This window comes from Vibrio ouci, assembly GCF_004551525.1.
Taxonomy (GTDB): Bacteria; Pseudomonadota; Gammaproteobacteria; order Enterobacterales; family Vibrionaceae; genus Vibrio; species Vibrio ouci.
This window is the reverse complement of sequence record NZ_SATR01000001.1, coordinates 319912-335161: the sequence shown is the minus strand read 5'-3', so window position 1 is coordinate 335161 and position 15250 is coordinate 319912. Positions and strand designations below refer to the sequence as shown.

Below are 15250 nucleotides of genomic sequence, written 5' to 3'. Positions count from 1 at the left end.
AAGAAACGCTTTAATTGATATCACAGACAACAACGTCTTAGTCATTGATTGAGGAAATGCACATGCAGGATCTCGAAAACACAAGCAACCTAGACGCATTTTGGATGCCGTTTACCGCTAATTCGCAGTTCAAGCAATCACCAAGAATGATGGTTTCAGCCGAAGGAATGTACTATCGCACAGATGACAACCGTCAGGTGCTGGATGGTACGGCAGGACTCTGGTGTTGCAACGCAGGCCATGGACGCAGAGAGATCAGCGAAGCTGTGAGCCAGCAAATCCATAACCTAGATTTTGCGCCGACATTTCAAATGGGTCACCCTCTACCATTTCAGTTTGCTGAAGAGCTGGCGGAAATTGCCCCAGCAGGACTGAATAAAGTCTTTTTTACTAACTCAGGTTCTGAGTCCGTTGATACTGCGCTGAAGATTGCGCTGGCGTATCAACGCACGATTGGACAGGGAACACGCACTCGCCTGATTGGCCGAGAAAGAGGCTACCACGGAGTAGGATTTGGCGGTATTTCGGTCGGTGGTATTGTCAACAACCGTAAAACCTTCGGTAGCCTTCTGACTGGGGTAGACCATCTTCCTCACACTCTCAGTATTGAACACAGTGGTTTTAGCCGTGGTCTACCAGATTATGATCCTGGTTGGGCAGAAAGTTTGCAAAACATCGTCACTCTGCATGATGCGAGCAACATCGCCGCGGTGATTGTTGAACCTATCGCAGGATCGACAGGTGTCATTCTGCCACCAAAAGGTTACCTGAAGAAGTTAAGAGAAATCTGTACTCAACATGGTATTTTGCTGATCTTTGATGAGGTCATTACCGGTTTTGGACGCCTTGGCAGCCCATTTGCCGCGCAAGAATTTGATGTTATTCCAGACATCATTACCAGTGCCAAAGGGCTCACCAATGGTGCGATCCCAATGGGAGCGGTGTTTGTTAGTGATGAGATCCACGATGCGATGGTCAGCCCAGAGAGTCAGGCGATCGAATTGTTTCACGGCTATACCTACTCAGGCCACCCTGTGGCAGCGGCAGCGGGATTAGCCACTCTCAATATCTATCGTCAAGAGAGCTTGTATACACGTGCTTCTGACCTTTCGCAATATTGGGAAGACGCAGTACACAGTCTTAAAGGGCTTCCGCATGTTATTGACCTGCGAAACTATGGATTGGTGGCAGGTATTGAGTTATCGAGTATTGCCGGTAAGCCGGGGTCTCGAGCCTTCCAAGTTTTCCAAGCCTGTTATGAGAAAGGGGCACTGATACGTGTCACTGGCGACATCATTGCCTTGTCACCACCACTCATTCTTGAAAAACACCATATTGATGAACTGTTTAATATTTTAAGTGATGTGCTGAGCACGATTGAATACAAGGAATAATTATGTCGATTTTGGTTTCAAACTTTATAAATGGATCGGTAGTTGAAAGTACAAGTTCTCGTAGCGCGGACCTTTTTAATCCCGCGACTGGTGAGCGACGTGGTCAAGTACAGCTATCAACTGCACAGGAAGCCGAAGAGGTTGTACAGGTAGCCAAAAATGCTCAGGCAGCGTGGCAGGCGACACCGCCGCTACAACGTGCACGCGTTATGTTCAAGTTTAAACAGCTACTGGAAGAGAACGCGGATGCTCTCGCGACTTTGATCACTGAAGAGCACGGTAAAGTGCACAGTGACGCGTTAGGTGAACTGACTCGTGGCCTTGAAGTGGTCGAGTTCTCTTGCGGTATTCCACATCTGCTAAAAGGTGAGCACTCCCTCAATGTGGGGCGCGAAATTGACAGCTATTCAATGATGCAGCCTGTTGGTGTGTGTGTCGGTATTACGCCATTTAACTTCCCGGTGATGGTTCCGCTGTGGATGATTCCAGTCTCATTGGCATGTGGTAACAGCTTCATTCTTAAACCGTCAGAGAAAGATCCAAGTGCTGCTTTGGTACTGGCGAAGCTACTGAAGCAAGCGGGCCTTCCGGATGGTGTCTTCAATGTGGTGCAAGGTGACAAAGAAGTGGTTGATGCGTTGCTAGAGTCACCCGATGTCGCTGCGGTGAGCTTTGTTGGTTCTACGCCAATTGCTGAAGCGATTTATGCGAAAGGCAGTGCTAACGGTAAGCGAGTGCAGGCATTAGGCGGTGCGAAGAACCACCTAGTTGTGATGCCGGATGCCGACCTTGATGGAGCAGTAAACGCGATTATGGGCGCGGCATATGGTGCGGCGGGTGAGCGCTGTATGGCGATTTCAGTTGCCGTCGCTGTCGGAGAAGAAACCGCGGACCGATTGGTTGAAAAGCTTAAGCAGAAAGTCGAGGCATTACGTGTTGGGCCAGGGTTGGGTGTAACGCCTGAAAATGAAATGGGCCCACTGGTTAGTGAACCTCACAAGAACAAAGTGCTTGATTACATTCAGTCTGGTGTTGAACAAGGTGCCAAACTGGTCGTCGATGGACGTAATTTTAATGCGGGCGCTCCGGGCTACTTTGTCGGTGGTACTCTGTTTGATAACGTAACCGAAGACATGACAATTTATAAAGAAGAGATCTTTGGGCCGGTGCTTTCTGTCGTGCGAGCTGATGACTATCAGCATGCAGTCAACATGATTAATGAACATGAATTTGGCAACGGAACGGCTATCTTTACTCGCGATGGGGATACGGCACGCAACTTTGCCGAACAAATAGAAATTGGCATGGTTGGTGTCAACGTTCCAATTCCAGTACCTATGGCATTTCATAGCTTTGGTGGTTGGAAACGTTCAATCTTTGGCCCATTGAATGTCCATGGTAATGATGGCGTACGTTTCTATACTCGTATGAAGACCGTGACGGCGCGTTGGCCAAAAGGTCAAAGGGAAAGTGAATTTGTTATGCCAACAATGAAATAGGTGAACAATGAAGATAGGAATCATTACTTGCGGGCACGTGGAGCCATCGTTAGCGAGCTACCACGGACAGTACTTCGACATGATTGCGGCATCGCTCTATGAAGTGAACAACCAATTGGAATTCGTTGATTATGATGCCACACGAGGTGAACTGCCGAGTTTGGATCAGTGCGTTGGGTTTATTATCACCGGTAGTGTCCATAACGCCTATGATGATGATCCTTGGATTGTTGAGCTGGTTAGCTGGATTCGTCGCTGCGAAGCGATTAGGCGGCCTTTAGTGGGCATTTGCTTCGGTCATCAGATTATCGCCAGAGCGTTAGGTGGCACAGTGATGAAGTCTGAAAAAGGCTGGGGGCTGGGCAGTTATACGGCGAATGTCAGCGTACAGAAAAAGTGGATGAACCTATCAATGGATAGCGTGAGGATGCTGGTCAGCCACCAAGATCAAGTGGTCACTGTTCCAAAGGGAATGAAGGTTATTGCTGGCAATGACTTTTGCCCTAACTTCATGCTAGCCAAAGATAATCACATTTTCACGGTACAAGGACACCCCGAGTTTAGTAGTGAGTTTACTGGCAAATTGGTTGAAAAACGACGTGAGATTATTGGTAGTGCTCATGCAGAAGATGCCTTCAGACAGCTGAATAAACCACAAGACTCGGCTCTGATCCTGCATTGGATTGATTCCTTTCTTAACATGGTTGAGCAACCAGTAAGGCGATCCCCATCGCTGCACCATGTGCTCTAGATGTTCAATCTCTGCATTTAGCTAATGTCAGAGAAAATTTAACCTATCAGTTCTTTGAACTGGTAGGTTTTTCTTTTCAGACGCTGAGCGGCTTTGATTTAGTTCATTTGATTTTGGTAACAAAGCCCAATAAAAAACGCTCCTGAGTGAGGAGCGCTTTTTCGTTCAAAGCTTTTTTAGTTCAAGAGTTATTGAGCTTTAGCTTGACCGCTTGGTTTGCGATTGGCTGGTTTACGACGTTGTTGGCCATTACCGCTATTGCCACCATTGTTGCTGTTTGGCTTTCCACCAGCAGGCTTGCGTTTCGCTTGGCCGCCATTACCACCGTTACCACGGTTTTCGCCATTTGGCTTATTGTGACCGAAATGGCGTTTGTTCTTACTTGCTGGTTTGTTACCACGAGCATTATCACCAGAGCGCTGACCATCAGCATGTTCAGTTCTTGGCTGCTTAGGTTTTTTCGGCTTCTTCGGTTTCTTTGGCTTAATTGGGCGAGTATCTAACTTAGACTCAGGCAGTTCATTGACTGGTTTAAAGCCTTCTAGTTCGATGCGTGGCAGCACTTGCTGAATTAGACGTTCGATGCCAAATAGTTCACTCGCTTCATCCGCTTCAACTAATGAAATTGCTCGACCTACTTCACCTGCGCGACCAGTACGGCCAATACGGTGAACATAATCTTCAGATACGTGTGGCAGTTCGTAGTTCACAACCTGAGGAAGCTGAGGGATATCGATACCACGCGCGGCAATATCTGTTGCAACTAACACGCGAACATCGCCCGATTTAAAATCTGCCAATGCACGAGTACGAGCACCTTGGCTCTTATTGCCATGAATTGGGGCAGCGGTAATGCCTTCTTTATTTAGGAAGAAAGCCAAACGGTTTGCGCCATGTTTAGTACGACAGAACACAAGTGTCTGCTTCCAGTTACCATCTTTAATCAGCTTAACCAGCATTGGCGCTTTTTTGCGTTTGTCTGCAGGGTAGATGCTTTGCTCGATGGTGACCGCGGTAGAGTTCTCTTTGTTGACCGATACTTCGATAGGATCGTTGACCAGACCTTTTGCCAACTCACGGATCTCTGCAGAGAATGTTGCTGAGAACAGTAAGTTCTGACGTTTCGCTGGCAGCACATTTAATATCTTACGGATATCACGGATGAAACCCATATCTAGCATGCGATCGGCTTCATCTAGAACTAACACTTCAAGCTGATCAAACTTCACCGCATTCTGCTGGTAAAGGTCTAATAGGCGGCCCGGAGTCGCGACAAGTACGTCACAGCCTTTACGCAGCTTAAGCATTTGTGGGTTAACTTTTACCCCACCAAATACCACTTGAGACGTAAGACGCTGATGACGGCTGTACTTAAATACGTTTTCTTGTACCTGAGCAGCAAGTTCACGAGTCGGCGTTAAGATAAGCGCACGAATGTGGTTGCCTTTTACACGTTGGCCATTATCAAGACGTTCTAGGATCGGCAGAGTAAAGCCTGCTGTTTTACCTGTACCTGTCTGCGCTGCCGCCATGACATCTTTCCCTGAAAGTACCGCAGGAATCGCTTGTTCCTGAATCGGAGAAGGGGTGTCATAACCTTGTTCTTCAATTGCTTTGAGGATTGGTGCAGAAAGGCCTAAGGAGGTAAAACCCATAAATTGATCTCTGTAATGTGTAAGCGGAGAATCACGTAGAGTTGTTCTACATGAAAAAGGGCGCCATTCTGCGCCCTTTATCGATGAACATCAACCTAATTATTGTCTAGCGGTCGGTATATTATTGATATCTATGCCGCTGATTTATTTCGGCTAGGGAAGAAGCGAACGATCAGCGCGAGCATAAAACCTGAAAGCATGCCAAACAGGTGAGCCTCGACGGCCACTCTCGCATTGATGAGCTCGACTGTAGATTGCGATGCCCCCATGGTGAGCTCCCAAGTGACTTTGGCAATCACGCCAATCACCAGTAACCAGCTGCTTTTGCGTCCATTAAGGCTCTCTTGCAAGGCGAAATAAGCAAATAATCCGTGTAGTAAACCGGACAATCCAACATAGCCATTCATATCACTGAGGAAGTTGAGTACACCTATCGCTAAGCTAATAGTAATGAGTAGTAATGCGAGTGACTTCTCTGTTGGTCTAAAGATGAAGCTGATAACCCATAGCCCGGCAAGATTCATCGCCAAATGAGCAAAGTTGGTATGAGTGAAGTTTCCTGATAGGATTCGCCACCACTGCCCATCAAGAATAAGATCGCGTTGCCAATTTGTCAGTGAGGCAAGCGGTTCGAATTGCAGACCTAGGCAGAGTAGACTGACTGTCATTAATAGAAGAAATAAGCGCACACTATGTCCCGATACTGTTCTCAATGTGGAAAATCACTCAAAGCGTGTATTTGCCAATGGATCCAAAGCCTAACATCGAATGTTGAGCTGGTCATCCTACAACATCACAGCGAAACAGACAGACCAATGGGCACTGCGCGGATCTTAAAGCTCTCACTGGCAAACAGTTATTGCTTTGTTGGTGAGGATTTCTCTAACAATGAGCAGCTCAACCAACTACTCAATGATGGCCAACACCAACATTTTGTCCTTTACCCAGGGGAAGGCTCAATCACTCATAATGAGGTAGCCGAGCAAGTTGCCAACCAGCAAAAGGTGCGTGTGATCTTGCTCGATGGTACTTGGAAAAAGGCCTACAAGATGTGGCAACTATCGACCAATCTGCATAAGCTGCCTCTAGTACGTTTACCTGATGACCTACAGGGCAACTATCGAATTAGAAAAGCGCCCAGTGACAACAGCCTTTCAACGGTTGAAGCGGGTTATCATATTCTCTCTCTACTTGAACCAGAAACAGACTTTATGCCGCTGATTGATGCCTTTAATCAGATGATTGAGTTTCAAATCAAACAGATGCCGCCCGGCGTATTTGAGAAAAATTACCTTTCTTAAGCGGATTTTCTTCTACACTTATTTCTAAGCGCGATATTGTCATTAGACCTTTTGGTTGAATATAATGATGCGCAATCGTTTAGCTTAACCCGTATGAGTTAAACGATACTTCGTATAATCCCACTGATAAGGTGTGGGAGTCTCTACCTGAAACCGATAATTTCAGATTACGAAGAGTAAAGTGCACAGCGCTTTTCTCTTTGTATGCTTGAAACTTTTCTAGAGAAAAGCGCTTGTTGGAACCCAGTCAAAATGAATGGAGACACAAGCGTGAATAATCAAACTGCTTTTATTGAACAACTACCGAAAGTTGAACTTCACCTACATATTGAAGGTTCTTTAGAGCCCGAGATGATGTTTGAGCTGGCAAAGCGCAACAACATCGAATTACCTTTTGCTACGCCAGAAGAAGTCAAAGCCGCTTACCAATTTACCAATCTACAATCGTTCCTTGATATCTATTACCAAGGGGCAAATGTGCTGATTCATGAGCAGGACTTTTACGATCTGACATGGGCTTACTTACTTCGCTGTCAGCAAGACAATGTGATTCATACAGAGATTTTCTTTGATCCACAGACTCATACCAGTCGCGGGATCGCGTTTGATACTGTAATTAACGGCATACATCGAGCATTGAAAGATGGCGAAGAGAAGCTTGGAATTAGCAGTCAGATCATCATGTGCTTTTTGCGTCATCTTGATGAAGAGAGCGCTTTCGATACTCTGTTTGAAGCCTTGGCTCACAAGGATAAGATTATCGGTGTGGGTTTAGATTCTTCGGAGCTTGGCCACCCGCCAGAGAAATTTGCTCGCGTTTATAGCAAAGCGTTAGAAGAGGGCTTTCTAACGGTAGCCCACGCTGGGGAAGAAGGGCCTGTGAGTAATATCTATGACAGTTTGGAACTGCTCAAAGTGAGCCGTATTGACCATGGTGTGCGTTGCTCGGACGATGACAACCTACTGTATGCACTAGCGAACAACAAGATGCCACTGACGGTCTGCCCATTGTCGAATACCAAATTAAAAGTGTTCGAGAAAATGGAACAGCATAATATCGTTGACCTGCTTCGGCGCGGTTTATGCGTCACGATAAACTCTGACGACCCTGCCTATTTTGGTGGTTACATGAATGCCAACTTCCACGCCGTTGCGCAGAGTCATGAGATGACGAATCAAGAGCTGGCTAGCTTTACCCGCAATGCGATTGCTGCCAGTTTTATTAATGATGAACAAAAAGGTCGACTACTAGGTAAGCTCAATCAATTTGTTAGCGAGTTTAATCACTAATTGGAAGGGATGATGACTAGAGTGACGAGCTTGTCACTCTAGTCATAGCTTGGATTAATGAGAAGAGAATAGCTGTTGGTGCAGCCTTTGAGCGTGGCCATCCGTCATTGAAGAGATATAGTCTGCAATCACACGATAACCGTTACTCTCATCATTTCTATTTGACCACTTTTGCTTGATATCGATGGGTAATAATCGCTCTGGGTCAGCATTGAGTGCCTCAAAAATATCCATAATGATCTGTTGGCCTTTATACTCCATCACTTGAACATGAGGGACTTGGATTACGTACTGGCTGACAAAGCGTTTTAGGATCTCCAAAGCATTGGCCATTGAAGGTTCAAGTACGGCGTTAAAAGCCAGTAACTGTGACTCAAATGGCGCATCGACTGGCTTAATTGAAATGCTAGTCAGCAGGGCGTTAACCATACCGCCAATCGCGTCTTTACGTTGGTGATGAGTACCAGACAGCAGCATGTCTGAAATAGACGCGATATGCTTTTCAAACCATGGATCACCACATTCAGCCAATAGGCTCGCGGCACCCTCTACCCACTGGTTACGATTGACCATGCCAAGAACCAAGGCATCTTCTAAATCATGCACGCCATAAGCGATGTCGTCGGCGAGCTCCATAATCGAACAGTCGATAGACTTATAACGGGTCTTCTTATGCTCTGTCTCTAGGTATTGCTCGTCGCGCATCTGGCTAAAAATAGCCCTATCGTTTTCACTCAGTGGCGCTAACACCCAATCAAACAGGTCTGCATCGCAGTCATAAAGTCCTTTAGCGGGAGACCAATCACGCGCTTTGAGTTTGCGTTGATGGGAAACGCATTCAGGCATAACATCAGCACGGGTTTGGCTGATAAGCGCGGGGTACTTGATAAGTCCTAACAAAGTACGACGGGCTAAGTTCATACCAAACAACTCAGTATATGGCTCAAGTTTAGTGACGATACGAAACGTCTGCGCATTACCTTCAAAACCACCATGCTCACGCATCATATAATTGAGGGCGACTTCGCCCCCGTGGCCGTAGGGTGGGTGGCCTATATCATGGGCTAAACATAATGAATCAATAAGGCTGTCACTAGGTAACAGGTCACGAAACTCAGGTTGCTTCTTCTTAATCTGGGCAACAATACCGGTACCCAATTGCGCCGCCTCAAGTGAGTGCGTCAGACGGGTGCGGTGAAAATCATCAAAGCTATTGCCGTGGACCTGAGTTTTAGCCTGCAGGCGCCTAAACGCGGCAGAATGAAGAATACGAGCGCGATCGCGCTGGTAGGGACTGCGGTGGTCGTCACGACGAATTTTATGCTCATCGTCGTGTCTTTCGAACCATAAGGAGCTGATTTTAAACGTCATAGGTGTACTCCCTTGTCTTTTTTCTTACCGTACACCCGTTACATGATAAATACAAAGAAATACACGTGAGAACGACGAAATATCGCCGTTTCACGTGCATTTGCGGCTAATCTTTCATACTTAAAACCAATATTGCTGCAACGCCAAGAAAGAGCGTCATCATCAGGAATACATCGTTATAAGCCATGATTGCGGCGTCGCGTTGCATGGTGCCCAACAAACTAGCCTGAGCTTGCTGCATCGCCGTTGCAGCGTCACTACCGGATTGAATAAAGAAGGCTTGCTGCTGGTGCAGAGCATTCCAACCGTCAATACTCACTGAGGTCAACGACTCTTTAATATGGCCTAAATGCTCACGTGTTTTGTTATCCAACAGCGTCGCAATAATGGCAATGCTGAATGCGCCGCCCAAGTTACGCATGACATTGGTTAAAGTCGAAGCGTCGGGCGTATCGAGCTTACTGATATTTTTCATCGCCACTAAAGAGAGTGGCACCATAATAAACGGGCTACCAATTGCGCGTAGCAGCATCGACAGAATCAACTGCTGTCCGCCAAAGTCGACGGTCATGTGGGTATTCACGTAGCAACTCAGGCCAAACATCGCAAAGCCAAAGGTCACGAGATACTTAGGTTTGATGATTTGCGTCAGTTTAGGTACTAGAGGGAAGATGAGTAGCTGAGGAAAGCCCATCCACATCAGTACTTCGCCGATTTCCATCGCGTTGTATTGCTGAATTTGAGTCAAATAGAGCGGCAATACGTAGATGGATCCCAGTAATGCCATACCTAAAATCAGGTAGGCGATACAGGACATCGCAAATTGGCCATTTCGCAGTAAACGCAGGTTAACCAGTGGTTTCTTATGCTGGAGTTCATTGATGATGAAATAGACCAAACTGACCGCTGAGATAATGCTTAGCGTAATAATGAAGCTTGAGCTAAACCACTCTTCACGATTTCCTTCTTCCAGTACCACTTCTAGACAGCCAAGGCCGAGTGCCATGGTAGCAATGCCAAACCAGTCGGCTTTTTTCAGTGTTGCCAGTTCTAACGGCTCATCATCTAAACCGTAGCGAATCATTGCAATCAGCAACAGTGCTGGCGGAATGTTGATGTAGAAGATGTAGTGCCAAGATAAGTTTTCTGTCAGCCAGCCACCAAAGGTCGGCCCGATAGAAGGAGCAAAGGTGGCTGTGACACCAAACAAAGCCATACCCACTGCACGCTTGTTTAATGGCAGAAGCTGAATGACGAGTGAGAATGCCAACGGAATTAACGCACCGCCACTAAAGCCCTGCATCGCTCGAAACACGATCATAGATGTCATGTTCCAAGAGAACGAACAGAGCAATGAGGATATGGTAAAGATGGCCGTTGTCCAAGTGAGATAACGTCGTTTACCGAGAGCTTTAGATAGCCAACCACTAAGTGGAATCGCGATCATCTCAGCCACCAGATAAGAAGTCGAAATCCACGAGCTTTCATCGAGAGTCGCAGATAGGGCACCTTGAATGTCTTTCAGCGACGAGTTGGTGATCTGAATGTCTAAGATGGCCATAAAGGCACCGAGAAGGCCGCCAAAAAGCGCAATCCAGTGACGAAAGGGGACTTGCTGTTCTTGATCGGTGTGAGCAACGACTGCTTGGCTCATAATTAGCCTCGTGTATCAATGGTAGTGACCACGGATAAACCTGGCATCAGGCGACCTTGAAGATCTTTTTGATCAGGGATGACGATTTTAACCGGAACACGCTGAACGATTTTAGTGAAGTTACCCGTCGCATTTTCAGGTGGTAATAGGGCGAACTTAGCTCCAGTCGCTGGTGAGAAGCTGTCTACCACGCCTTCCAATGTTTGACCCGGGAAGGCATCTAATTCGACTTCTACTTTTTGACCTTGGTGAATACCACTCAGTTGAGTTTCTTTGAAGTTAGCTTCAATCCACACTGCATTGTTTGGTACTAGGCTCATTAACGGTGTGCCAGCCTGGACGAGCAAGCCTTCACGTACGCTACGTTTGCCAATTACACCATCGGCAGGTGCGTAGATTTTGGTGTAGTTAAGATTAAGCTGCGCTTGCTCTAATTGGGCATTTGCTTCTGTCACTGACGCTTTTGCTTGTTCAACTTCGCTGGCGATAACCACTAGCTGATCATTGGCTGCAACTAGATTAGCTTTCGCTTGCTCTAACTGCGCTAGAGTGACTTTTTGTTGCGCCAGCATGCTGTCGACTTCATCTTGAGACGCATAATTACGTTTCAAGAGACTGCGAGAGCGAGCGACTTGCTGAACCGCGCGATCGTACTCAGCTTGCGCGGAATCAACTTGGCTTTTAGCTTGGTTAATTTGGCTACGTTGCAAGGTTTGCTGAGCATATAGATTATTAACGCTAGATTGGGTGACTTCTAAATGAGCATTCGCTTGGTCAAGTGTCGCTTGATAATCTCGGTCGTCGATTTGTGCTAGAAGATCGCCTTGTTTAACCACTTGGTTATCCGTTACATAGGATTTAACGATGTAGCCGGAGACTTTTGGGCTGATTGTGGTGATATCACCTTGAAGGTAGGCGTTATCAGTCGATTCGAAGTATTGACCATAGCCAAACCAATAGCCGCCACCTAATAGCCCGAGAGACAGCATAATGACTGTAGCAATAAGAGGGGCTTTGTTGCGCGTTTTTTTCTTGGTTGGCATGTCGTGTGTTTCTGTCATTGACGCATTCTCGAATTCATTGAATGTAACGAATTGTAAATCATCTGTATTGGTTGATAAGATAGGAAAAACTGAAAACACTGTTGCAGAAATTGAGCTAATAACCAGGGTGAGGAAAGTGAATGGACCTAAATGCAGTAACTATATTCGTTCAAGTTGTTGATTGTGGTAGCTTTACTCACGCTGCTGAATCTTTACGAATGACAAAGTCTACGGTAAGCCGAAAGCTAGGTGAGTTGGAGCAGCATTTAGGTGTGAGATTGATCACTCGTTCGACACGCAGCTTAGTGTTAACCCCGGAAGGTGAAAAGTTTTATCAATCCAGTCAGCAGATGTTGGAAGTGATGAATCAAGCAGAGCTAGAAGTCTCGGCCAATCAAGACTTAGTTAGAGGCCCTTTGAATATCGTGTTACCTGTCGAACTAGGGCATCAGGTATTGGGCTCCTATATTAATCAATTTTTGAAACTCTACCCGAATGTCACTATGAACTTAGAACTCTCGAACAGAGAGGTCGATATTATCGGTGAGGGGATTGATCTGTATGCTCAGATCGGAGAATTGGAAGATTCTAATCTTGTCTCGCGCTATTTAACGGCCTCAAAGCGCGCCTTGGTCGCAAGTCCTGACTATCTCGAAGAGTACGGGATGATTGAGCACCACTTAGACTTAATCGCTCCTCATCAAATGGTTGAAGTCTCCAATAAAGCGGCACGCTTGCCGAAGTGGCACTTACAACTTGATGATGAAAGCTCTTATCAAATTGACCTGCCATACCGACTGCGAGTCAATACCATCACTGCGTGCCTTAAAGCCTCTCTTGATGGCCTAGGGATTGCTGTGCTACCTGAATTTATCTGTCGTGAACACTTTGCCACTGGCCGTTTAGTCCGTTTATTACCCGAATACAAAATGCCCGAAGTGGAAGTGAGTCTTGTCTATGCTGACCGCAAGCTGATGCCAAAACGTAAGAAAGAGTTGATCGACTTCCTACTCCACAGTTTTAAAAGTGATCAGACAACTGATATTAGCTGATTTCATCCAGAGAAAGCTCAAAGCTTGGCGCAAAGACATTGAGAAAGTAGTCCATCTCACGGCTACTGCGCTCTTTAAGGGTGATATCTAGGCGCTTTTTAGCCAGCGCATATTCGTGGTTGCCCGCGCTCAATTCCTCTAAACATTTTAAGTAGGCACAAATCGTGTCGGCTTGCTTGACTATATCTGCGTCTTCTTCATGTGCTGCGGTAGAAACAAGGAAAGGGGCGAAGTCCTCTTGGAACTCTTCAGGTAGCATTGAAAGCAGTTTCTGCTCTGCGGCCGCTTCAATCTTCTTATACTCTTTAGCAATCTCAGGATTGTAGTATTTGACTGGAGTAGGTAAATCGCCAGTTAGCACTTCACTGGTGTCATGGTACATGCCCAAAATCGCGATGCGCTCTGGATTGAGATTAGCGCCAAACTTCTTGTTTTTTATCAGAGCGAGAGCATGGGCAACAAAAGCGACTTGTAAGCTATGTTCAGAAATGTTTTCAGTCGACACAGAGCGCATCAGTGGCCAGCGCTGAATCAATTTCATCCGTGCCAAGTGAGCGAAAAAGTGACTTTCCTTATAATTGTGTTCTGAATCGTTGTCTTGCGGCATTTCTTTACTCCATGAAATGAAAAGGGCACTCAATGAGTACCCTTTAAGCATATGAAAGAACGAATCTAATTACTACTGGCTGTAGGTTGATAAGAAGCGCTCGAAACGACCAATAGCAATTTCTAAGTCTTCAACGTGCGGTAAAGTCACAATGCGGAAGTGGTCTGGTTTTGGCCAGTTGAAGCCTGTGCCTTGCACCAGCAGTACTTTTTCCTGAACGAGGAAGTCGAGTACCATTTTCTGGTCATCTTTAATGTTGTACATCTTAGTGTCGATCTTCGGGAACAGATACATCGCCCCTTTTGGTTTGACACAAGAAACACCAGGGATCTGGTTGATCAACTCCCATGCGCGGTCACGCTGCTCAAGAAGACGCCCACCTGGAAGCAGTAATTCGTTAATACTCTGGTAACCACCTAGTGCGGTTTGAATTGCGTGTTGCATTGGCACGTTGGCACACAAACGCATCGAGGAGAGCATGTCTAAGCCGTTGATGTAACCTTGCGCTTGGTGTTTAGGGCCAGTAAGGAACATCCAACCACCACGGAAACCACATACACGGTAAGCTTTAGACAAACCGTTAAAAGTCACAACCAATACATCTTCAGTCAGAGTCGCTACCGAGGTGTGCGTTGCACCGTCGTATAACACTTTGTCGTAAATCTCGTCAGCAAAAATGATCAGTTTGTGTTGGCGTGCAATCTCAATCACTTCTAATAAGAAGTCACGGCTGTAGACGGCGCCAGTCGGGTTGTTAGGGTTGATAAGAACAATACCGCGTGTTTTTGGCGTGATCTTACTCTTAATATCATCTAGGTCTGGGTACCAATCGGCTTCTTCGTCACACATGTAGTGAACCGCTTTACCACCAGACAGAGCAACTGATGCGGTCCAGAGTGGGTAGTCTGGTGCAGGTACCAGCATTTCATCGCCATTGTTTAGCAAGGCTTGCATCGCCATCACGATCAACTCTGAAGCGCCGTTACCAATATAAACGTCTTCGACGTCTAATGAACGAATGCCTTTGCGTTGGTAATGTTGCACCACGGCTTTACGGGCGGAATAAATACCTTTTGAGTCGCAATAGCCTTGAGAAGTCGGCAAGTTACGAATCACATCAACCAAAATTTCATCTGGGGCGTCAAAGCCAAATGGGGCAGGGTTACCGATGTTAAGCTTCAGTATTTTATGTCCCTCTTCCTCCATGCGCTTAGCATGTTTGAGTACAGGACCCCTAATGTCATAGCAGACATTGTCGAGTTTTGACGACATCCCGATATTTTGCATTGATTAAAACCTAAAAATAATTGAATAACTTTATTAAAGTAACCCAAAAAACGGTTCTTTAGAATAAAAATCTGGTTTGATGGCAACAATAAAGCCTTTGTAGCACGCCCGTTATCACAGGATTTCGCAAAACATTGTTTGCAACCTTGATTTGAGTGAGGTCTATAAATAGAGTAGCGAGGTAAAATAGAAAGGGTCTGTTGACCTTTTGAGCTGATTTTTGCAGCTGTTTGTGGGGTCTTTATACAAGGCAGAGGCTTTGAAATGTAGTTTTCCTACCTGATAAGCCGATAACGCAGTAAAAAGGGCCCACAAACGCTGCCCAAAGGGTTCGGCTAAAAGCGTT

13 protein-coding genes and 1 riboswitch are annotated in these 15250 nt (G+C 46.1%); of the genes, 6 read left to right on the top strand and 7 right to left on the bottom strand.

Annotated elements, in window-relative coordinates; all coding sequences use genetic code 11:
- Positions 1-62 precede the first annotated feature (62 nt).
- From aptA to ELS82_RS01405, 3 genes are read left to right on the top strand one after another with little or no spacing between them, the layout of a single operon-like run.
- The gene (gene aptA / locus ELS82_RS01415; RefSeq protein ID WP_004414603.1) at positions 63-1394 is read left to right on the top strand and encodes an omega-aminotransferase AptA; all 1332 of its coding nucleotides are present in this window, start codon (positions 63-65) and stop codon (positions 1392-1394) included.
- 2 nt (positions 1395-1396) lie between these two features.
- A complete protein-coding gene (locus tag ELS82_RS01410; RefSeq protein WP_134833876.1) occupies positions 1397-2893 on the top strand; it encodes a CoA-acylating methylmalonate-semialdehyde dehydrogenase in 1497 nt (498 codons plus the stop codon).
- Between the two features lie 7 nt (positions 2894-2900).
- Entirely contained in the window at positions 2901-3644 is a 744-nt protein-coding gene (locus ELS82_RS01405) for a type 1 glutamine amidotransferase (RefSeq protein ID WP_134833875.1), read from the top strand.
- Between the two features lie 188 nt (positions 3645-3832).
- On the opposite strand, the gene ELS82_RS01400 is transcribed toward ELS82_RS01405, so the two are convergent.
- Both ELS82_RS01400 and rrtA read right to left on the bottom strand, forming a co-directional pair.
- Positions 3833-5299 (bottom strand): DEAD/DEAH box helicase, encoded by a 1467-nt coding sequence (locus tag ELS82_RS01400; RefSeq protein ID WP_134833874.1) that lies wholly within the window; start codon positions 5297-5299, stop codon positions 3833-3835.
- 131 nt (positions 5300-5430) lie between these two features.
- On the bottom strand, positions 5431-5988 hold the full coding sequence (rrtA, locus tag ELS82_RS01395) for a rhombosortase (RefSeq protein ID WP_134833873.1): 558 nt from the start codon (positions 5986-5988) through the stop codon (positions 5431-5433).
- Between the two features lie 3 nt (positions 5989-5991).
- Between rrtA and ELS82_RS01390 the strand changes: the two genes are divergently transcribed.
- Both ELS82_RS01390 and ELS82_RS01385 read left to right on the top strand, forming a co-directional pair.
- Positions 5992-6600: a tRNA-uridine aminocarboxypropyltransferase gene (locus tag ELS82_RS01390; RefSeq protein ID WP_134833872.1), complete on the top strand. Its 609-nt coding sequence runs from the start codon at positions 5992-5994 to the stop codon at positions 6598-6600.
- Positions 6601-6690: 90 nt separating this feature from the next.
- Positions 6691-6790, top strand: a riboswitch (purine riboswitch).
- A 62-nt stretch (positions 6791-6852) separates the two neighbouring features.
- Positions 6853-7890: an adenosine deaminase gene (locus ELS82_RS01385; RefSeq protein WP_134833871.1), complete on the top strand. Its 1038-nt coding sequence runs from the start codon at positions 6853-6855 to the stop codon at positions 7888-7890.
- A 54-nt stretch (positions 7891-7944) separates the two neighbouring features.
- Here ELS82_RS01385 and ELS82_RS01380 read toward each other — a convergent pair whose 3' ends face one another.
- The 3 genes from ELS82_RS01380 to ELS82_RS01370 all read right to left on the bottom strand — a co-directional run bounded on the left by ELS82_RS01380 (position 7945) and on the right by ELS82_RS01370 (position 11976).
- Entirely contained in the window at positions 7945-9261 is a 1317-nt protein-coding gene (locus ELS82_RS01380; protein WP_134833870.1) for an anti-phage deoxyguanosine triphosphatase, read from the bottom strand.
- Between the two features lie 106 nt (positions 9262-9367).
- Positions 9368-10915 (bottom strand): DHA2 family efflux MFS transporter permease subunit, encoded by a 1548-nt coding sequence (locus ELS82_RS01375; RefSeq protein ID WP_134833869.1) that lies wholly within the window; start codon positions 10913-10915, stop codon positions 9368-9370.
- Between the two features lie 2 nt (positions 10916-10917).
- On the bottom strand, positions 10918-11976 hold the full coding sequence (locus tag ELS82_RS01370) for an HlyD family secretion protein (protein ID WP_134833868.1): 1059 nt from the start codon (positions 11974-11976) through the stop codon (positions 10918-10920).
- 122 nt (positions 11977-12098) lie between these two features.
- Here ELS82_RS01370 and ELS82_RS01365 point away from each other — a divergent pair, with 122 nt between their 5' ends.
- On the top strand, positions 12099-13010 hold the full coding sequence (locus tag ELS82_RS01365; protein WP_134833867.1) for a LysR family transcriptional regulator: 912 nt from the start codon (positions 12099-12101) through the stop codon (positions 13008-13010).
- Here the strand turns inward: ELS82_RS01365 and yfbR are convergent.
- Both yfbR and ELS82_RS01355 read right to left on the bottom strand, forming a co-directional pair.
- Entirely contained in the window at positions 13003-13617 is a 615-nt protein-coding gene (gene yfbR / locus ELS82_RS01360; RefSeq protein WP_134833866.1) for a 5'-deoxynucleotidase, read from the bottom strand. The two genes, ELS82_RS01365 and yfbR, sit on opposite strands and share 8 nt — an antisense overlap.
- A gap of 72 nt (positions 13618-13689) precedes the next feature.
- Positions 13690-14904, bottom strand: coding sequence for a pyridoxal phosphate-dependent aminotransferase (locus tag ELS82_RS01355; RefSeq protein WP_134833865.1), 1215 nt, complete (start codon positions 14902-14904; stop codon positions 13690-13692).
- Positions 14905-15250: the final 346 nt, after the last annotated feature.